This window comes from Nesterenkonia suensis, from assembly GCF_054782935.1.
The window spans coordinates 76,139-94,959 of record NZ_BAAGRN010000007.1; the positions used below are offsets into that span (position 1 = coordinate 76,139).

Annotated in this window: 17 protein-coding genes; 5 read left to right on the plus strand and 12 right to left on the minus strand. The window is 70.4% G+C overall.

What is annotated here, in order from left to right; genetic code table 11:
- Window positions 1-200: 200 nt before the first annotated feature.
- Window positions 201-932 carry a fasciclin domain-containing protein gene (locus ACYVKI_RS08140; RefSeq protein ID WP_460689851.1) on the minus strand — a complete coding sequence of 244 codons (732 nt, stop codon included), beginning with the start codon at window positions 930-932 and terminating at the stop codon, window positions 201-203.
- 366 nt (window positions 933-1,298) lie between these two features.
- Here ACYVKI_RS08140 and ACYVKI_RS08145 point away from each other — a divergent pair, with 366 nt between their 5' ends.
- A complete protein-coding gene (locus ACYVKI_RS08145) occupies window positions 1,299-2,870 on the plus strand; it encodes an MFS transporter (protein WP_460689852.1) in 1,572 nt (523 codons plus the stop codon).
- A 270-nt stretch (window positions 2,871-3,140) separates the two neighbouring features.
- Here ACYVKI_RS08145 and ACYVKI_RS08150 read toward each other — a convergent pair whose 3' ends face one another.
- The 9 genes from ACYVKI_RS08150 to ACYVKI_RS08190 all read right to left on the minus strand — a co-directional run bounded on the left by ACYVKI_RS08150 (window position 3,141) and on the right by ACYVKI_RS08190 (window position 12,185).
- Window positions 3,141-3,344, minus strand: a complete 204-nt coding sequence (locus ACYVKI_RS08150; protein WP_179541064.1) for a cold-shock protein — start codon at window positions 3,342-3,344, stop codon at window positions 3,141-3,143.
- Window positions 3,345-3,526: 182 nt separating this feature from the next.
- A complete protein-coding gene (locus ACYVKI_RS08155) occupies window positions 3,527-5,944 on the minus strand; it encodes an FdhF/YdeP family oxidoreductase (RefSeq protein WP_460689853.1) in 2,418 nt (805 codons plus the stop codon).
- A gap of 96 nt (window positions 5,945-6,040) precedes the next feature.
- Window positions 6,041-6,889, minus strand: a complete 849-nt coding sequence (gene fdhD / locus ACYVKI_RS08160; protein WP_460689907.1) for a formate dehydrogenase accessory sulfurtransferase FdhD — start codon at window positions 6,887-6,889, stop codon at window positions 6,041-6,043.
- Window positions 6,889-8,163 carry a molybdopterin molybdotransferase MoeA gene (locus ACYVKI_RS08165; RefSeq protein WP_460689854.1) on the minus strand — a complete coding sequence of 425 codons (1,275 nt, stop codon included), beginning with the start codon at window positions 8,161-8,163 and terminating at the stop codon, window positions 6,889-6,891. The genes fdhD and ACYVKI_RS08165 overlap by 1 nt, the downstream gene beginning before the upstream one ends.
- Window positions 8,163-8,459 (minus strand): DUF6457 domain-containing protein, encoded by a 297-nt coding sequence (locus tag ACYVKI_RS08170; protein ID WP_460689855.1) that lies wholly within the window; start codon window positions 8,457-8,459, stop codon window positions 8,163-8,165. Before ACYVKI_RS08170 ends, ACYVKI_RS08165 begins: the two co-directional genes overlap by 1 nt.
- A 12-nt stretch (window positions 8,460-8,471) precedes the next feature.
- The gene (mobA, locus tag ACYVKI_RS08175; protein WP_460689856.1) at window positions 8,472-9,200 is read right to left on the minus strand and encodes a molybdenum cofactor guanylyltransferase; all 729 of its coding nucleotides are present in this window, start codon (window positions 9,198-9,200) and stop codon (window positions 8,472-8,474) included.
- Window positions 9,190-9,684, minus strand: coding sequence for an HNH endonuclease (locus tag ACYVKI_RS08180; RefSeq protein ID WP_460689857.1), 495 nt, complete (start codon window positions 9,682-9,684; stop codon window positions 9,190-9,192). The genes mobA and ACYVKI_RS08180 overlap by 11 nt, the downstream gene beginning before the upstream one ends.
- 219 nt (window positions 9,685-9,903) lie before the next feature.
- Window positions 9,904-10,974 carry a C40 family peptidase gene (locus tag ACYVKI_RS08185; RefSeq protein ID WP_460689858.1) on the minus strand — a complete coding sequence of 357 codons (1,071 nt, stop codon included), beginning with the start codon at window positions 10,972-10,974 and terminating at the stop codon, window positions 9,904-9,906.
- 488 nt (window positions 10,975-11,462) lie between these two features.
- On the minus strand, window positions 11,463-12,185 hold the full coding sequence (locus ACYVKI_RS08190) for a metal-dependent transcriptional regulator (RefSeq protein WP_460689859.1): 723 nt from the start codon (window positions 12,183-12,185) through the stop codon (window positions 11,463-11,465).
- Between the two features lie 178 nt (window positions 12,186-12,363).
- Here ACYVKI_RS08190 and serC point away from each other — a divergent pair, with 178 nt between their 5' ends.
- A complete protein-coding gene (gene serC, locus ACYVKI_RS08195; RefSeq protein WP_460689860.1) occupies window positions 12,364-13,491 on the plus strand; it encodes a phosphoserine transaminase in 1,128 nt (375 codons plus the stop codon).
- A 116-nt stretch (window positions 13,492-13,607) separates the two neighbouring features.
- On the opposite strand, the gene ACYVKI_RS08200 is transcribed toward serC, so the two are convergent.
- The gene (locus ACYVKI_RS08200; RefSeq protein ID WP_460689861.1) at window positions 13,608-13,964 is read right to left on the minus strand and encodes a DUF3027 domain-containing protein; all 357 of its coding nucleotides are present in this window, start codon (window positions 13,962-13,964) and stop codon (window positions 13,608-13,610) included.
- 35 nt (window positions 13,965-13,999) lie between these two features.
- Window positions 14,000-14,383, minus strand: a complete 384-nt coding sequence (locus tag ACYVKI_RS08205; RefSeq protein WP_460689862.1) for a cold-shock protein — start codon at window positions 14,381-14,383, stop codon at window positions 14,000-14,002.
- Window positions 14,384-14,506: 123 nt separating this feature from the next.
- On the opposite strand from ACYVKI_RS08205, the gene ACYVKI_RS08210 reads away from it, so the two are divergent.
- The 3 genes from ACYVKI_RS08210 to ACYVKI_RS08220 are packed head-to-tail and all read left to right on the plus strand — an operon-like array spanning window position 14,507 to window position 18,776.
- On the plus strand, window positions 14,507-14,746 hold the full coding sequence (locus ACYVKI_RS08210) for a hypothetical protein (RefSeq protein ID WP_460689863.1): 240 nt from the start codon (window positions 14,507-14,509) through the stop codon (window positions 14,744-14,746).
- A gap of 2 nt (window positions 14,747-14,748) precedes the next feature.
- Entirely contained in the window at window positions 14,749-17,103 is a 2,355-nt protein-coding gene (locus tag ACYVKI_RS08215) for a helicase-associated domain-containing protein (RefSeq protein ID WP_460689864.1), read from the plus strand.
- Window positions 17,100-18,776 (plus strand): DNA repair helicase XPB, encoded by a 1,677-nt coding sequence (locus ACYVKI_RS08220; protein ID WP_460689865.1) that lies wholly within the window; start codon window positions 17,100-17,102, stop codon window positions 18,774-18,776. The genes ACYVKI_RS08215 and ACYVKI_RS08220 overlap by 4 nt, the downstream gene beginning before the upstream one ends.
- The last annotated feature ends 45 nt before the right edge of the window (window positions 18,777-18,821 follow it).

Here is an 18,821-nt window from a genome sequence, read left to right on the forward strand (position 1 = left end):
CGGAGTGCAGCCCGTCTCACAGGCGCATCCTGTCCATGTCATGCTCGCCTCGCTCCCGTTTCTCACCCATGTCGGCCTGCCCTGCACTCCTGACACGAGTGCGGCGCCCGGGCAGAGCCCCTCGGGGCCGTCTGCTCGGGCGCCGCGGCGGCCTCGAAGCCGAATGAAGGACCGTCAGATCCCGCGGCGGAGGCCTGCCCTCACTGCTCGGACGCCTCCGGCATGAGGACTCCGTCGATCATGTACACAGTGGCGTTGGCGGTCTGCACTCCGCCGCAGACCAACCCGGCCTCGTCGAACAGGAGGTCGTCTCCTTCGCCACTGATCTCGACGACGTCGCCGTTGACGGTCTCGTGCTCACCGGCGATCTCATCCGGAGCGAGCTGACCGGCGATGACGTGATAGGTCAGCACAGAAGTCAGGGCATCGGCGTCCTCGGCGAGGGCGTTCAGATCGTCCTCGGGCACATCGGCGAAGGCGTCGTCGACAGGTGCCAGGACGGTGAACTCGTCACCGTTGAGAGTGTCGACCAGGTCGACATCCGGGTTGAGGTCACCGGAGACGGCAGCTGTGAGCGTGGTGAGCATCGGATTGTTGGAGGCGGCGGTGGCCACCGGGTCCTGGGCCATGCCCTCCACCGATCCCTCACCCTCGGGCACCTGCTCGGCGTAGTCGGCGCAGGAGGCCCCGACCAACCACGCGGCCGGATCCATCCCCTGATCCGCCTCCTCGTCGGAACCGGCACCTTCATCTGTGTCCTCGCCCGTGTCCTCGCCGCCGTCGGCGACGGCGTCATCCTGGGTCGCTTCCTCCTGCTCGTCGACCGGGGCCTCCTCTTCGGCGGCGCCACCGGCGCAGGCGGTGAGCCCGAGCACCGCGATCGCGCTGATGCCCAGGGCGGCTGAGGCGGTGGACTTCATCTGAGTCTTCATGGCGGGTCTCCTCGTCATCATGCGTCTCACCGAGGAACCTCCTCGGCCTGCCGACCGGACCCTCGTCGGCCCGACCGTCACTGGGGATTCGGAATGGATGCCCTGACGGATTGGACCGAGGGAAGATCTGCCGTCTCGGGCCACACCCGACGGGAAGATGGGTGGCGACCGAGACCCTCGCACCAGCAAACATTACATCTGTAATGTTTCGTGGTAGGCTGGGACACGTCGAACCGCACCGGGCGCCGCCCACGGCTCGACAGGACGGCCTTGTGCTCCACGCCGCCGATCTGCCCCAGGCGGCACCAACCAGAACTGATACCGCTGCGCCAGCCGTCCCGCGCAGCGAACGAAAGGTGAGGGACGATGTCCTCGCAACTGACCGCGAGCGTCCAGACCCAGAACTCCGCCCCACGGGCCGGCGCCCGCAGCTGGCTCGGACTGGCCACACTCGTGCTGCCCGTGGTGCTCATCTCTGTCGACATGACCGTGCTCGGCTTCGCCGTCCCGCATCTGAGCGAGGATCTGGCACCCACCAGCGGCCAGCTGCTGTGGATCGTCGACATCTACGCCTTCATGCTGGCCGGACTGCTCATCACCATGGGCTCGGTCGGCGACCGCATCGGCCGGCGTCGGCTCCTGATGATCGGCACCGCCGGCTTCGGACTGGCGTCCGCCTTCGCCGCCTTCAGCGTCAGCGCCGAGATGCTGATCGCCGCCCGCGCCCTGCTGGGCGTGGCCGGTGCGACGCTGATGCCCTCCACCCTGTCACTGATCCGGAACCTGTTCCCGGATGCGCGGCAGCGCACGCTGGCGATCGCCATCTGGGCCTCGGCGTTCTCCGCGGGTGCAGCCCTGGGCCCGATCATCGGCGGGATCCTGCTGGAGCACTTCTTCTGGGGTTCGGTCTTCCTGATCAACCTGCCCGTGGTGACGCTGATCCTCATCGCCATGCCGTTGCTGGTCACCGAGTCCCGAGACCCGAACCCCGGGCGCCTGGACCTGGTGAGCGTGCTGCTCTCGCTGACCGGCATGATCAGTGCCGTCTACGGTGTCAAGAAGCTTGCCGAGGGCCACCTCGAGGTGCTGCCGATCACGGCACTGCTCGTCGGCGTCGCGCTGCTGGTGATCTTCGTGCGGCGCCAGCGCACGCTGGAGGACCCGCTGCTGGACCTCGAGCTGTTCTCCAGCCGCCGCTTCCGCGCCGGCGTGAGTGCAAACTTCATGCTCGTCTTCGCCATGGTCGGCTCGATGTTCTTCCTGCCCCAGCTGCTGCAGCTCGGCTACGGGATGACACCGCTGCAGGCCTCGGTGATCCTGGTCCCCGGCCTGGTGGTCTCGGTGATCGCGAGCTTCCTGGTGATCCCGATCGCCCGCGCCACCTCGCTGCGCGCCGTGATCGTCGGCGGCATCCTCATCGCCGCCTCCGGCTACGCAGTGCTGATGCTCGCACCGGTCGAGGCCGGGTGGGCCTTCGTGATGGTCTCGTTCTTCCTCATCGGACTGGGCGTGGGCCTGGCGGAGACGATGACCAACGACGCTGTGCTCAGTTCCGCTCCCCCGCACCGGGCCGGGGCGGCGTCGGCGGTCTCCGAGACCTCCTACGAGCTCGGCGGCGCGCTGGGCGTGGCCGTGCTGGGCAGCGTCCTGGCCTCCGGCTACCGCGGCGGCATCGAGCACGTCGACGACGTCCCCGCCAGCGCCATGGACGCGGCCTCGCAGACACTCGGGGCGGCGCACGCCGCCTCCGAACAGCTCGGCGGGTCCGCCGGAGCGGCGCTGATGGAGGCCGCACGTGAGGCCTTCGTCGGCGGGGTGCACCTGACCAGCGGGATCGCGGTGGCCATCGTCGTCGCCGCAGCCGCCACGGTGTTCCTCATGCTCCGCGGTGACACGGAGCGCAGCAGGGCCCAAGCACGCCGCGCCGACAAGGCCTGACCCCGAAGGGCCCAGCAGACGGACCGCGCTCCGCGCCGCATGACCCCCTGAAGATTCTGGGACCCCGTCGATATCGGCGGGGTCCCAGAATCTTGGCGGGGTGGACCGCCGCACGGCGTGAGAGACCAGCAGCGGCGACCCCACCTGGAGACAGAAACAACACCGGCCCTCCGGTGTCGCGCGAGGCGACTCCGGAGGGCCGGTGCTTCTGATGGTTCAGCTCACCGCCAGCGCGCAGAGCGCGTCATGGGCAGAGATGAGAGCTGGGGATCAGACGGGGCGGATGTTCTCAGCCTGCAGACCCTTGGGGCCGCGAGCCGTCTCGAACTCCACCTTCTGGTTCTCCTCGAGGGTGCGGAACCCGGAGGACTGGATCGCGCTGAAGTGCGCGAAGACGTCGTCCGAGCCGTCGTCGGGTGCGATGAACCCGTAGCCCTTCTCAGCGTTGAACCATTTCACGGTGCCAGTGGCCATTGTGTTTCCCTTACTTTCCTACGATGCACCGAGTATCACGATGCGTTTCCCGAGCCCGACCAGGCCGGACGGGCACGGAGTTCAATGAAGGCCACGGACTGTCTCAAGTCTTGCTGTCCTTACATCAGCGGGGCATCGAGACTCGACGTGGGAGCCAACGAAGCACCCGCACAGGCTTCAGCCTACGCCATCGCCACCGCAGAGTCGACAACAGCGGTCAATTCTTCTGGAACAGATTCCTCGTCATGGGGTTCGAACCGCACCATCATCGCTTTGAACCCCGGCGTGTTGGACTCCCGGGCGACCAGGTTCCGGTGCACCAGGGCGTTGGCCTCCGGGTAGTACGCGGCCGCACAGCCCCGCGCCGTCGAGTAGGCCACCAGCCGGAACTTCGCGGCGCGGCGCTCCTCGCCCTGGAAGACCGAGACGACGTCGACCAGGTCCCGATCCGCGAAGCCGATCTCGGCCAGATCCTCAGGATGGACCAGGATCACGCGGCGCCCGCCGGAGATGCCGCGGTAGCGATCGTCCAGGCCGTAGATGGTGGTGTTGTACTGGTCATGGGACCGCATCGTCTGCAGCACCAGGTGCCCCTCGGGCGGATCCAAGTACTCCAGCTGCCGCACGGAGAACTCCGCCCGCCCCCCGGGCGTGGCGAAGCTGCGGCTGTCCCGCGGAGGATTCGGCAGCACGAAGCCGTACTTCTGCCGGATGCGGCGAGTGAAGTCCTCGGTGCCCGGCACCACCCGTGAGGCGTGGTCCCGGATGACGTCGTAGTCCTCGGCCATGGCCTGCCAGTCGACCACATGGTCCTCACCCAGGATGGCCTGAGCCATCCGGGAGAGGATCACCGGCTCGGCGAGCAGCTGGTCCGAGACCGGTGCCAGGCGCCCCTGGGTGGAACTGATGATGGACATCGAATTCTCCACCGAGAGGAACTGGGCACCGCCGGGGTGCTGGTCGTCGCGGTCAGAGCGGCCCAGGGTCGGCAGGATCAGCGCCGTCCTCCCATGGACCACGTGGGAGCGGTTGGGCTTGGTCGAGATCTGCACGGTCAGCCCCGTGCGCCGCATCCCGGCCTCCATCATCGCAGTGTCGGAGTTCGCCCGGGCCAGGTTCCCGCCCAGCGAGACGAAGACGTCGACTTCGCCGTCATACATGGCCTGCATCGCATCCGTGGAGTCGTAGCCGTGCTCGCGCGGAGACTCGATGCCGAACTCGGCGTCCAGACGCTGCAGCCAGTCCTCCGGCATCCGCTCCCAGATGCCGAAGGTCCGGTCCCCCTGGACGTTCGAATGCCCACGCACCGGGCAGGCGCCGGCACCGGGCTTGCCGAAGTTGCCCTGGAGCAGCAGCACGTTGACGATCTCCCGGATCGTGTCCACCGAGTGCGGCTGCTGGGTCAGCCCCAGCGCCCAGCAGATGACCGTCGCCTTCGAGTCGATCAGCATCTGGGCGACGCGCTCGATCTCCTCACGGGTCAGCCCCGTGGCCCGGATGATCTCATCCCAGTCGATCTGTGCACGGGCCTCCCGGTACTCCTCGAAGCCGAGGGTGGAGGACTCGATGAAGCTCGGGTCCAACACTGTGCCGGGAGACTGCTCCTCGGCCACCAGCAGCAGGTGGCCCAGCGCCTGGAACAGCGCCTGATCTCCTCCGACCTTGATCTGCAGGTAGTCGTCGGAGACCTTGTCCCCCTCCCCCACCAGACCGCGCGGCGTCTGCGGGTCCTTGAAGTTCATCAGTCCGGCCTCCGGCAGCGGGTTCACGGCCACGACCTTCGCGCCGTTCTTCCGCGCCTCCGTCAGCGATCCCAGCATCCGCGGGTGGTTGGAGCCCGGGTTCTGCCCGACGACGAGGACCAGCTCCGCCCGCTCCACGTCCTCCAGTGTGACGGTCCCCTTGCCGACGCCGATCGTGGGGGTCAGCGCGGACCCGGAGGACTCATGGCACATGTTCGAACAGTCAGGCAGGTTGTTCGTGCCCAGTGACCGGGCCATCAGCTGGTACATGAACGCGGTCTCGTTGGCGGTGCGCCCGGAGGTGTAGAACACGCAGCGCTCCGGGGAGCTCTCCCGGACATGGTCGCCGATGGTCTCGAAGGCCTCGTCCCAGCTGATCGGCCGGTAGTGGGTGTCCCCCTCGCGGAGGATCATCGGGTGGGTGAGGCGGCCGGCCTGGCCGAGCCAGTAGTCGGTCTTCTCCTCCAACTCCGCGATGGAGTGCTCCGCCCACCATTCGGGGGTGACCACCCGCTGGGTGTTCTCCTCGGCGAGCGCCTTCGCCCCGTTCTCGCAGAACTCGAGCTTCTTGCGGTGCCCGGTGGTGGACTCGGGCCAGGCGCAGCCGGGGCAGTCCACGCCACCGGGCTGGTTGACCCGCAGGTAGGAGCGGGCGGTGCGGCTGGCTCCGCCCTGCTGCAGACCCCGTTCGAAGGAGACGGTCACGGCTTTCAGCCCCGCCGCCGTCTGCTTCGGATCGGTGACGGTGAGGTCGTTCTCGTCGATGTCCTCGATCTCGACGCGACGCCCGTGGACCTGGCCGTCGGCGCCCTGCTCAGCGCGGTCGGAGCCGCCCCGGCGTCCGGTGAAGATTCCCATGATCCCATTCTGTCAGAACCCGGCCGGTGTGTGACACCGCTCACCCCACCGATTCGTGGCGGTGTCGCACCGGGCGCCGCGGCGACGCGCCTGGAGTCAGACCGCGGCGGGGGCCAGGTCCTCCAGGCGTTCGGGATGGGTGTAGATATTGATGGTGTCGCCGCGGGAGAAGCCGGCCAGGGTGAGGCCGGCGCGTTCGGCGAGATCCACGGCCATCGACGACGGCGCCCCCACCGCGGAGAGCAGCTCGACTCCGGCGAGTGCGGCCTTCTGCACGAGTTCGAAGGAGGCCCGGCCGGAGACCTGCAGCGCGGTGCCCGTCAAGGGGAGCCGACTCTCGAGCAGGGCCCATCCGACGACCTTGTCCACGGCGTTGTGCCGGCCGACGTCCTCCCGTAGGCAGAGCAGGTCGCCGTCGGCGTCGAAGAGTCCGGCGGCGTGAACCCCTCCGGTGCGGTCGAAGATGCGTTGACCGGCCCGCAGGGTGTGCGGCAGTTCGAGCAGCGCCTCCACGGTGAGGCTCAGCATCGGCCCGGCGGCCGGCGGTGGAGGCAGCGCCTTCTCGACGGCGTCGATGCTGGTGGTGCCGCAGATGCCGCAGGCCGAGGTGGTGAGCACCTGTCGGTGCTGACCGATGGAGAGCCGGGCAGCCCGCGAGTCCAGGGTCGCGTCCAGGACGTTGTAGGTCTGCTGCCCACGTTCGTCGGTGCCTGCGCAGTAGCGCAGGCCGCGCAGCTCCTCCGCGCGGGTCACCAGCCCCTCGGAGACGAGGAAGCCGGCCGCCAGCTCGAAGTCATGCCCGGGGGTGCGCATGGTCACGGTGAAGGACTCGCCGCCGAGCCGCAGCTCCAGCGGCTCCTCCACGGCGACGACGTCCCCGCGGCTGCGCACTGCGCCGTCGCGTCCCACGCGCATGATCCGGTGTCGCTGGGTCAGCCGTCCCATCAGGTGCTCCTTCTGCCGGGCGGGATGCTTCCAGACTGCCACGCCAACGGCAGCACCTCCGCCGCGGCACCGGCGGTCAGCCCGCCCGGGGGCACCAGGGCGAAGGCTTCAGCGGAGGCGAGCCCCCGCATCATATGCGGCTTGTCATGCCCGACCGCACGGACGCCGTCGTCGTGGACCTCCACCGGCAGCAGCCGCAGACCGCGCCGGGCCCCGTCCAGAGGCCGCGCGGCGGCGCGGCGGGGCAGGTCGACTGCATCGTCGACCGCGACTCCGCGCAGGACATCGAGGGCCACCTGGCCGAGGGCGGCGAGGGCCGCGAATCCGGCCAGCGGATTGCCGGGCAGTCCGAGCACGAGGGTGCCGCCGACGCGGGCGAGGACGACGGGGTGGCCGGGGCGCATGTCCACCGAGTCGAGGAGCAGCTCCGCACCGAGGGCCTGCAGCGCCGGGCGCAGCGCATCGGCGTCGGAGCGTGCAGTGCCGCCGGTGGTGAGCACCAGTGCGACGCCGTCGTCGATCGCCTCCTGGAGTCGGCGGCTCAGCGTGCTGGCCTCGTCATCCACTCGGTCGACTCCGTGCAGGTGTCCGCCCATGGCGGCGACGGCGGCGGGCACGGAGACCTCGAAGGCGTCACGGACTTCGCCCGGCCCGGGGATCCCGGAGGTGATGACCTCCTCACCAGTGCAGATCAGCCGCACAGTCGGCAGAGCGTGGACGAGGAGGCGGTCATGGCCGGCCACGGCCGCCATGGCCACCCGGGCGGGAGTCAGCAGCTGGCCCGGGGACAGCAGGACCTCGTCGGCGGCGGCCTCGGAGCCTGACGGGCGCACATGACGGCCGGGCGCGACGTCACCGCTGTGGGCGTCGGGGTGCAGCAGCGTCCGCCCGTCGGCGGCGGAGACGGTCCAGCCGTGTTCGCTGCGCAGCACCGAGGTGGCGCCGTCCGGAATCGGGGAACCAGTCACGACGGATACGGCCTCGCCGTCACCGAGAGGCGGCCGCGGGTCGGCCGGGCTCAGCGCGGGCCGCCCTGCTCGCCGGGAGTCCGCAGACGCGTCCTCGGGCAGCAGGCTCCAGGGCGCCTCCCCGCGCACGGCCCAGCCGTCCATCGCGGAGGTCGCCGCATGCGGAATGGGCTGCCGGGCCGACACCGGACCGGCCAGCAGGGCGCCGTGGGCCGAGCGCAGGGACGTCCAGACGGCAGGCCGACGCAGCGTCTCGGCGGCGTCAGCGGTGCGTCGGCGGGCGTCGGCAAGTGGTGTGAGCGCCATCAGCCCTCGGCGCGGGCGCGCCGCTCCAGCAGCTGCTCGGCCACTCGTGTGGCGGCCCGTGAAGCACGGGCGAAGTCGGCCTGACCGGAGGCCTCGGCCAGTCCGGTGACGTAGCCGATGAGGAATGTGGTGACCGGAGCCGCGGGGCGGACCACCGTGTGCGCGGCCTGACCGGCCAGGCTCAGCACGGCGTCGACGTCGACCTCCACCCCCTCGATCTCGAGGTGGTGGGCCAGCTCCTGGGCCCACAGATCGATGGACTCACGGGTGATCTCCTGCTCGGATCGTTCAGCCATGGCCTCAGCATCTCATAGCTGTGAGTCCGGCTCGATCCCGAGCTCCGGGAGGCTCACCCCATGGCGACGGGCATCGGAGATGGTGTCGACGTCGGCGCCGAGCCCCTCCGGCAGGCGCGGGCCGCTCACCGCCGGGGCGCCGGCGTCATCCATCCCCTCCAGCAGCCAGCGCACAGGACGCCCCACCTCTTCGCCCGGCACCAGCGACAGCACGCGGCGGCGCAGCGGTTCGGCCTCCACGGCCGCGGTCAGCATCTGGGCGCGGCCCGCAGCGTCCTGCGGGATCAGGGCCCCGGTCTCGGGGAGGCGGGCGAGCAGCCAGTCGAGCACGGCTGAAGGGTCCAGAGTGTCCACGGCGAGCAGCAGCAGATGCTGTGGACGCTCGGCGGCCAGCCCGGTCGGACGTCCTGCCGGCTGTCCCTCCGGCTGTCCTGCCTGCCATCCTGTCTGCTGATCGGCCGCCTCGTCTTCCAAGGCGCGCACTCCCGCGCACAGGGCGGCGGCCGGCCCCGAGTAGGGCGGGTCCTCGCGGGTGAGCCGAGTCCCGAGCGGAAGCTGGGCTCGAAGCCGGTGCGGGCCGACGACCACCGTTCTGATGTCCCGTCGCGCCAGCGCCTCGGCCCAGGCGGCGACCAGTGGCACCCCGGCACGGGCGAGCATGCCCTTCTCGACGCCGCCGAGCCGACTGCCGCGTCCGCCCGCGAGCAGGATCGCGGCCGTCGTCCGCCCCTCAGGAGGCATGATCCAGGAACGGGACCCACAGGTCATGCGGTGCGTCGAGCTCGTGGGGGAGCCAGGCGTAGTGAGCCGGGACCCACGGCGTGGTGCTCAAGGTCCATCCCATCTCATCCAGGGTGCGATCTCCTTTGTGGACGTTGCAGGGTCCGCAGCAGGCCACCAGGTTCTCCCAGCTCGAGTCGCCGCCCCGGGAACGTGGGACGACGTGGTCCACGGTGTCGGCGGGGCGGGAGCAGTAGGCACAGCGCCGCTGATCCCGCCGCAGGATGCTGCGACGGGACGGGGCGCTGGGGCGGCGTCGGACCACTCGCACGTAGCGGTGAAGGAGGATCACCGCCGGCCGGGGCACCAGGGCGCTGGGTGAGACGATCGGGGTGCCGTCCTCGGCGAGGATGCTGGCCTTGCCATGCATGACCAGCACGGCCGCACGCCGGGAGGACACGACGCTCAGCGGCTCGTAGCCGGCGTTGAGCACCAGTGTGCGCATGGCGATCCCTCCGTACCTCGGATGGCAGGGACGGATCAGCGCCGCGGGGCGCTGTTCCGCGCCTGTACGCCCTCAATATAGACGCTGTCTCGCCGAAACGACACCATCTGCGGGGAATCACACCCGGTCAGCAGGGTGACCCCGAGCCAGAACGAGCCGTGGCCGTGCTCCGAGAGTCTCGGAGCACGGCCACGGCTCGTGCGCGGATCGCCGAAGCGATCAGCGAGCAGTCAGGTAGTAGTTCGTCGTGTTGCCGGTGCGCTCAGCGCCGTACAGGATGGTGCCGACGCTGGGATTCTGGGCGCCGATCATCTGGCCGTTGCCGACGTAGATGGCCACGTGGCCGCCACCGTTCTGGACGACGATGTCACCCGGCTGCGGGTTGCTCGTCACGCTCAGGTGCGGCGAGTTGCGCAGAGCGGTGGTGTTGCCGCTGATGTGGCCCATGCCGGCCTGGGCGTAGGCCCAGGAGACGAAGCCGCCGCAGTCCCAGCCGCTGGGGCTCTTCCCGCCCAGGACGTAGGGGCTGCCGACGCCGCCGTAGGCGGCGGAGACGACTGCCTCGAAGCCGCCCGAGGCGGGCTCCTCGTCCGAGTCGTCCCCGGAGGCGGCCACCTCGAGGTCGGCACCGCTGTCCTGCGTGGTCTCGGGCTCGGGCTCCGGCTCGGGCTGAGGCTCCGGAGCGGGCTCGGGCTCCGGCTGAGGCTCCGGAGCCGGCTCAGGCTCAGGGGTGGGCTCCTGGGCCGGAGTCAGCTCGGCCACGCGGGCGGCCAGCGCGGAGTGGTCCAGGATGCCGCTGGCGGTCACGAAGGTGCCGTCGGCGACGAGCTCATCGAAGAGCGCCTCGGCGGAGACGCCCTCCAGCTCGGCGAGCTGCTCGACCAGGCCGCGGGTGCCCGGCAGGTAGTCGCTGAGCGAGTGACTCATGGCCACCGACTCGGTCTCCTCGACCTCGGTCTCCGCCTGAGCGTCGGCCCCCGACTCGGAGGCGACGGCCGGACGGTCGAAAGTCAGGTCTGCGCTGGGCGATGCGGTCACCGTGACGGCTGTGCTGTTGCTCGCACGCTCGACCGCCAGGTCCGACTGGGACACCTGCAGAGTGGAGACCTCGCGGCCGTCGGAGACCGAGGCGCTTCCCACACCAGCGTTGGCGGCGGCACCGGTGGAGACCACCAGTCCAGTGGCTGCGACGGCAACTGCTGCGCCACGGCCGAAGGATCCGGCGTTGTTGACCACGGCTCGCGCCAGGGATGCCTGGCGGCGCCGGTCACGGCGCGAGACACTCGTCATGTTGTCAGTCACTTTGTTGAAAACCTCTCCCTGTGTCGACGGGGCCTGCCTGCGTGGAGTCCGAAGCCGGGGAAGCTTCGTCTCCAGGTCCATAGATGACCGCGTGCCCCGCCCTCTGCCATGCGGTAGTTGTCGAACGGCTCCGGACAGTGGCAGAGAAGTCATATCTGACCGGAGGCGCACCGGGCATTCGGTCTCTCATCCCGGGCACAGCACCGACGGTATAACAGATCGGTATAAATGTCACGCTCAGGTCACGGCGAGTGTCATCCCGATTCCGGAGGCCCCGCCGTACGGCATCTGCCGGACGCCCTCTTGCCTCGAAAAACCACAGGTCAACGACATGCGATGCCGAATCTCCGGCGCCGGAGAAGACAGGTCACGGTCCGTGACATCTTCTGCTGTGTTCTGTGACACACCCGTGATGCACAAGGATGCGACGCAGGCGCGGAGGTCGCCTGCGGAGGCGCCCACCGGGGTGCGGCGACTCACCGGGGGGTGACGAAGATGTGCTGGGCGACCTCGAGCGGGATCTCCACCTCCAGATCCTTCACATCGTCATGCGTCACCGAGAGCGTGGTGTAGGCCTGATCCACTGCGCCCAGCTCGACGTCGGCCCCGGGACGCAGCCCCGCCTCGAGAAGCTGCTCGAGCACCTCAGGCTCCACCTGAATGGACTCGGCCAGCCGCTGGACCCGCCACGAGGCGCGAGCCTGGGCATCGTCCGCGTGGTCCTCCGCCGCCTGGCGCAGAGTCATCAGCTCTCCGCGAGACGACTCAGCCTGCCGGGTGACGCCCAGCTTCTCCAGCCCGGGGATCGGGTTGCCATAAGGCGACTCCACCGGATCGTGCAGAATCTCCACCAGGCGCCGCTCCACACGCTCACTCATCACGTGTTCCCAGCGGCAGGCCTCCTCGTGGATGTAGGGCCACTCCAGTCCGATCACGTCGGAGAGCAGCCGCTCGGCGAGCCGGTGCTTGCGCATGACCCCCACCGCCAGATCCCGGCCGGCCTCGGTCAGCTGCAGGTGACGGTCCTCGGTCAGCACCACCAGCCCGTCGCGCTCCAACCGAGCGACCGTCTGGGAGACCGTGGGACCGGAGTGCTCGAGCCGCTCAGCGATGCGCGCACGCAGCGGCACGATGCCCTCCTCCTCCAGGTCCAGGATGGTGCGCAGGTACATCTCAGTGGTGTCGATGAGATCCGTCAACGATGACTCTCTTTCCTCTGCCCGTCCGGAGGTGGAGGACGCACACTTGATAACGTGATGCTCGGCATCCCCACAACACCCCCAGCATAGTGGCTGGCCCTGTCACAGGTGCCGACGACGTGAGCTCGTCCACACCTGTGCAGACCGTCGCATGTCCGAGAAGTCGAGGAGATCACCCATGTCCGCTGAGCGCGTGACCATCCCCGCCGAGCTGCTCCCCGCCGACGGGCGCTTCGGCGCCGGGCCCTCCAAAGTGCGCCCCGAGCAGGTCGCAGCGCTCTCCGCAGCCGGGCGCGAGCTGCTCGGCACCTCTCATCGGCAGGCCCCGGTGAAGAACCTGGTGGGCCGGGTCCGCGCCGGACTGGCTGAGCTGTTCCAGGCCCCTGAGGGCCATGAGGTGATCCTCGGCGTCGGCGGCTCCACCGCCTTCTGGGACGTGGCGAGCTTCGGCCTGGTGGAGAACCGCGCTCAGCACCTGTCCTTCGGTGAGTTCGGGGCCAAGTTCGCCAAGGCCACCGACAAGGCTCCCCACCTGGATGCCTCCTCGATCCTCACCGCCGAGCCCGGCACCCGACCGGCGCCGCAGGCCGAGGCCGGCGTCGACGTCTACGCCTGGCCGCACAATGAGACCTCCACCGGTGTGGCCGCCCCGGTGCGCCGCGTGGAGGGGGCCGACGACGGCTCCCTGGTGCTCGTCGACGGCACCTCGGCGGCCGGCGGGCTCGCCGTCGACGTCGCCCAGACCGACGCCTACTACTTCGGGCCGCAGAAGAACTTCGCCTCCGACGGCGGCCTGTGGCTGGCGATCATGTCGTCGGCGGCCCTGGAGCGGGCCGAGCGGATCGCCGCCGACCGCTGGATCCCAGATTTCCTCAGCCTGACCACCGCGATCGACAACTCCCGCAAGGACCAGACCTACAACACTCCCGCCCTGGCCACCCTGGTGACGCTGGCCGAGCAGATCGACTGGCTCAACGGCGCCGGCGGCCTGGACTTCGCGGCGGCCCGCACCGCCGACTCGGCGCAGCGGGTCTACTCCTGGGCTGAGGCCCACAGCCTGGCGACCCCGTTCGTCCAGCGGCCGGAGGACCGCTCGAACGTCATCGTCACCGTGGACTTCGACGACTCGGTGGACGCCGCCGAGGTGGCGGCGACGCTGCGCGCCCACGGTGTGGTCGACGTCGAACCCTACCGCAAACTGGGACGGAACCAGCTGCGCATCGCCACCTTCGTGGCGATCGACCCCGAGGACGTCGCTCAGCTGCTGCGCTCGATCGATTTCGTGCTGGAGCGGCTCACCCACTGAGCGGGACGCCCCCGCGCAGGTCGCCGGAGCCTCCGGGCGACCGGCCTGCTCATACGGGAGGGGCCTGGGCACCGTGTCGACGGTGTCCAGGCCCCTCCCGTATGGAGCGCCTGGGCTCACTCTTCGGCGGACTCGGCGGCGGCCGCCTCTGCGGCGGCGAGCTCCTTCTTCTCCTGCTCATCCATGCGCTCGGCCCAGGGGATCCACGGCGGGGCGAGCAGGGCGCCCGCACCCGGCAGCAGGCCGACCTCACAGACCGTGACCTTCTTCGCCCGCGGGGCGCGAGCCACCGTCACGTACCATTCCCAGCCTCGATACCCGGGCCGGATCGCGGCGAACCGATGGGTGTGCAGGCGATCCTCCTCCGCGGTGACAGAGAGGTGCTGACCGACCTGCTCATCCGAGGCGATCTCGCGCAGCGCCTCACGGGCGAGGTCCACGGCCTCGCTGAGCACGGCGTCCTTCTTCGGCATGATGACCTCCGGAACTGGGTGACGGGTGGTGCAGGTCAGGCGTCGAAGTCGTCGGCCACGCGGCGCAGCAGCGCCGCGATCTTCTTCGACTGGGCAGACTGGGGGTACCGACCCTTGCGCAGGTTGCCGGTGGTGGAGTCCAGCAGATTCACCAGGTCCTGGACCACCGACGCCATCTCCTCAGCCGGTTTCCGGGTGGCCCGCACCACCGAGGGACCCTCGTCGAGGATGCGCACCGAGAGTGCCTGCTTCCCGCGGCGGCCGTCGGCGATGCCGTACTCCATACGGGTCCCGGCCTTCACGCTCGAGACGCCGGCGGGCAGGGCCGAGGAATGCAGGAACACCTCCTGCCCGTCCTCGGAGGTCAGAAATCCGAAGCCCTTCTCGGCGTCGAACCACTTCACTTTCCCGGTTGGCACGTTCCTCTACCTCGTCCTCGACTCGTTCTGGATCACTGAGGTCGAGCCGCGGCGCGGTCGCGCGCGTCATCTCGACTGTCTTCCAGAGTACCTGGGGCACGCGGTGGAGATAGAATCGCTTCCATGTCCACCACTGCCGCCCCGGCGTCCGCCCGGGCCGTCCTGTTCCTGGGCGTGGCGATCACCGCTGCCGCCTTCGTGGCGCTCGTGCTGATCCTCGGCCTCTATTTCGCCGAGGCCGACCCGCACCCTGCACTGTACTTCACCGCGCTGTGGGGCTTCCCGCTGGGCTTCGTCCTGATGATCACCTCCGTGCTGCAGGCCATGGGGCGGCGTCGTCGTCGCGCCGCCGCGGCCCGCTGAGGATGCCTGACACACAGCTCAGCCTCGCCGCTCTGGCCCGTCGTCTCGCCGCCCGTGACGACGACGCGCTGGCCGTGATGCTGCAGGAGCGGCCGGACCTGGTCCACCCTTCCCCCGGGGACTTCACCGGGCTGGCGGTGCGCGCCCAGTCGGACATGAGCCTGCGGCACTGTCTGCAGCGCCTGGACGCCGGCGCGCTCTCCGTGCTCTGCGCCCTCGCCGCGGGGCGCCCGCTCCACGCCCCCGCCACGGCGCCGGACCCGGCCCTGGAGGAGGCACTGGACGAGGTGTTGGACCGCCTCCAGCGCCTGGGGCTGATCTTCCCCCACGACGACGCCGCATCCCCCACCTCCCCAGGATCCCGACGCTTCGCCGTGCCAGGCAGCCTGCCCGGAGTGCTCACCGGGCTGCATCTGGGGCTGGACTCCCTGACCCTGGAACCCCCGCGGGCCGTCTCCGAGGCCGGTCCGGCCTCGCTGGTCCGCAACGCCTCCCTGGCCGCCGTCTCCGAGCTGCTCGCCGACGTCGGCGATCTGCTCACCGCCGTGCATCAGGAACCGGCGGCGACCCTGCGCACCGGCGGAGTGGGGATGCGCGAGCTGCGCCGTCTCAGCGCGGCCCGCCTCGGTGCGGCCCGTCCGCGCGACACCGACATCGGCGAGACCGGCTGGCTGCTGGAGCTCGCCGCGGCAGCCGGTCTGGTGGAGCTCGACGTGGACTCCGACCGCTGGAGGCTGACCGGGACCGCACGCCGCTGGCGCCGGGCCCCGCGGCACCGGCAGCACCAGCTGCTGGTCTCCGGCTGGCTGCTCGCGCCCCGTTCCCCGCTGCTGCTGCGCGGTCCGCACCCCACCGCCCGGCTCGCCCCGGCGCTGACCTCGGAGCGTCAACGCGGCGACGCTCCCGCGCTGCGCGCCCGGGTGCTGCGCACCGCAGCGATGCTCCAGGCCGACCACACCGGTCACGACGCCGCTGATCACCGCACCTCCACCCCGGCGCTGTACGCCCTGGACCTTCCCGACGACGAGGAGCCCGGCCCGCGGGCGCTCACCGGGGCTCTGATCGATCGCATGACCTGGGACCGCCCCGTGCTGATGGCACGGGTCCGCACCGTGCTTCCGCCGCTGGTCCGCGAGGCCGAACGCCTGGGGCTGTTCGCCGCCGGCACGCTCACCGAGACCGGCCGGGTGCTGGCTCCGACGGAGCCGGTCAGCCCCAGACAGAGCCCCGGACAGGGCTCGGGACAGGGCTCGGGACAGGGCTCGGGACAGGGCTCGGGACAGGGCTCGGCGCAGGGCTCCCCCGAGCCGAGCTCGTGGCAGCAGCGGCTGGCACGGACCGCGGAGCATCTCGCCGAGGCCCTGCCGGCCCAGGTGGACCGCATCCACGTCCAGTCGGACCTGACCGCCGTGGCCGCGGGTGCGCTCGCCCCGGAGGTCGCCGCAGGCCTGGAGGCGATCGCGGAGAAGGAGACCCGCGGCGGGGTGCCGACTTTCCGGTTCACCGCCGCCTCGCTGCGCCGCGGCATCTCAGCAGGCTGGACCTCCGGGGGGATCCGCGAGTTCCTCACCGCACACAGCCTCTCCGAAGTGCCCTCGGCACTGTCCACACTCATCGATGACGCCGCCCGCACCTGGGACGGGGTCACGATCGGCGCCGCGGGCAGCTGGCTGCTGGCCCGGGACGCTCAGCGGCGGACTGAGCTGCTCGGGCACCCGGGGCTGCAATCGCTGGGGCTGCGTGAGCTCACCGATGAGGTCCTGATCTGCGACGCCGACGCCGCCACCCTCGCCCGGGCCCTGACCGAGGTCGGGTTGGAGACCCGCCGTGCGGACGAGCAGGGGATCTCCGCCTCGACAGGCCCCCGCTCCACCGCCCGGCTGGAGGATGACCTCACCGAGTCCGCCGAGGCCTGGACGCTGCCGCAGTCGCCTTGGCAGCAGTCCCCGGTGCGGACGTTCTCCGCCCAGCAGGCTGACCCGCAGCTGGTCTCCCGCACCTTGGCCGGACTGCGCTCCGGGACGGCGACCCGTGCCGGAGCGGCGCTGGCCGGAGCTCCGGAGGACGAGGCCGCTCAGGAGGGGGCCGTCAGTGACGCCCCGGGGTCCGGAACGGTCGCGGGCTCCGATGTGATGGGTCTGCTGCGCACCGCGGTGCGCGCCGGCCAGCCGGTGTGGCTGCGCCGGGTCGACGCCGAGGGCCGCGAGCATGAGCTCTCCGGGCTGCCCACGGCCCTGAACGCCGGACGAGTGCGGGTGCGTCGTCGCGGAGGAGGTGATGAGTCGGTGCTGCTGGTCCATCGGATCACCGCCGTCCGTCTGGTGGAGGACACGAGTGATGGAGGAGAGCCCCGATGAGCGGACCGCTGATCGTCCAGTCGGACAAGACGATCCTGCTGGAGGTCGATCACGAGCAGGCGGACGCCGCACGCCGAGCGGTGGCGGCCTTCGCCGACCTGGAGCGCGCCCCGGAACATGTGCACACCTACCGGGTCACCCCGTTGGGACTGTGGAACGCCCGGGCCGCCGGCATCGACGCAGAGACCGTGGTCGACGCCCTCCTGGAGTTCTCCCGCTTCCCCGTGCCCCACGCGCTGCTGGTCGACATCGCCGAGACGATGGGCCGCTACGGACGGATCCGTCTGGAGAAGGACGCCCAGCACGGACTGGTGCTGCGCGGCCAGGACCCGGCCATCGTGGAGGAGGTCTCCGGGGCGAAGACGGTCGTCCCTCTGCTGGGGCCACAGATCGACGAGACCACCGTCGCCGTGCACGGACAGGCCCGCGGGGAGCTGAAGCAGGAGCTGGTCCGCCTGGGCTGGCCGGCCGAGGACCTGGCCGGGTTCGTCGACGGCACGGCGCACCCGATCGCCCTGGTGCAGGAGGGCTGGTCCCTGCGCCCGTATCAGCAGGAGGCGGTGGAGAGCTTCTGGGCCTCGGGCTCCGGCGTGGTCGTGCTGCCCTGCGGCGCGGGCAAGACCCTGGTGGGCGCAGCAGTGATGGCCACCTCGGCGACGATCACGCTCATCCTGGTCAACTCCACGCTGGCGGCCCGACAGTGGAAGGAGGAGCTGCTGCGCCGCACCACTCTCCAGGAGCATGAGATCGGCGAGTACTCGGGGGACCGCAAAGAGGTCCGACCGGTCACCATCGCCACCTATCAGGTGCTCTCGGTCCGGCGCGGCGAGCTCTACCCCCATCTGGAGCTGCTCGACGAGCACGACTGGGGGCTGATCATCTATGACGAGGTCCACCTGCTGCCCGCGCCGATCTTCCGCCGCACCGCGGATCTGCAGGCCCGACGGCGGCTGGGGCTGACTGCCACTCTGGTCCGCGAGGACGGCCGCGAGCGGGAGGTGTTCTCGCTGATCGGGCCGAAACGCTATGACACCCCGTGGAAGCAGATGGAGGCCCAGGGGTGGATCGCCCCGGCCCAGTGTGTGGAGATCCGGGTGGATCTGCCCCGGGGCGAACGGATGGACTACGCCTCGGCCACGGATCGGGAGCGGCACCGGTTGGCGGCCGGCACCGGGGCCAAGGACGCCGTCGTCGAGCGCCTGGTCGCCCGACACCGGCACCATGGCGAACGCATCCTGGTGATCGGGCAGTTCGTGGAGCAGTTGGAAGGCCTCGGCGAACGCCTGGGAGCTCCGGTGCTGACCGGATCGACGTCGACGGCGCAGCGGCAGCGCCGCTTCGACGAGTTCCGCCGCGGGGAGGTGGACGTGCTGGTGGTCTCGAAGATCGCGAACTTCTCCATCGACCTGCCGCAGGCCTCGGTGGCGATCCAGGTCTCCGGGACCTTCGGCTCGCGGCAGGAGGAGGCCCAGCGGCTGGGACGCCTGCTCCGACCCGGCGGACAGCCCTCCCCGGAGTCCGGTGTGCAGGGCCCCGAAGAGCAGAAGCGGGCGCACTTCTATTCGATCGTCGCCCGGGACACAGTGGACATGGACTATGCGGCCAAGCGTCAGCGCTTCCTCTCCGAGCAGGGCTACGGATACACGATCCTCGATGACCCCGATATCGTCTGAAGCTTCCCGCGTCGTGACAGGCAGGACCCCGGGAACCCATACTGG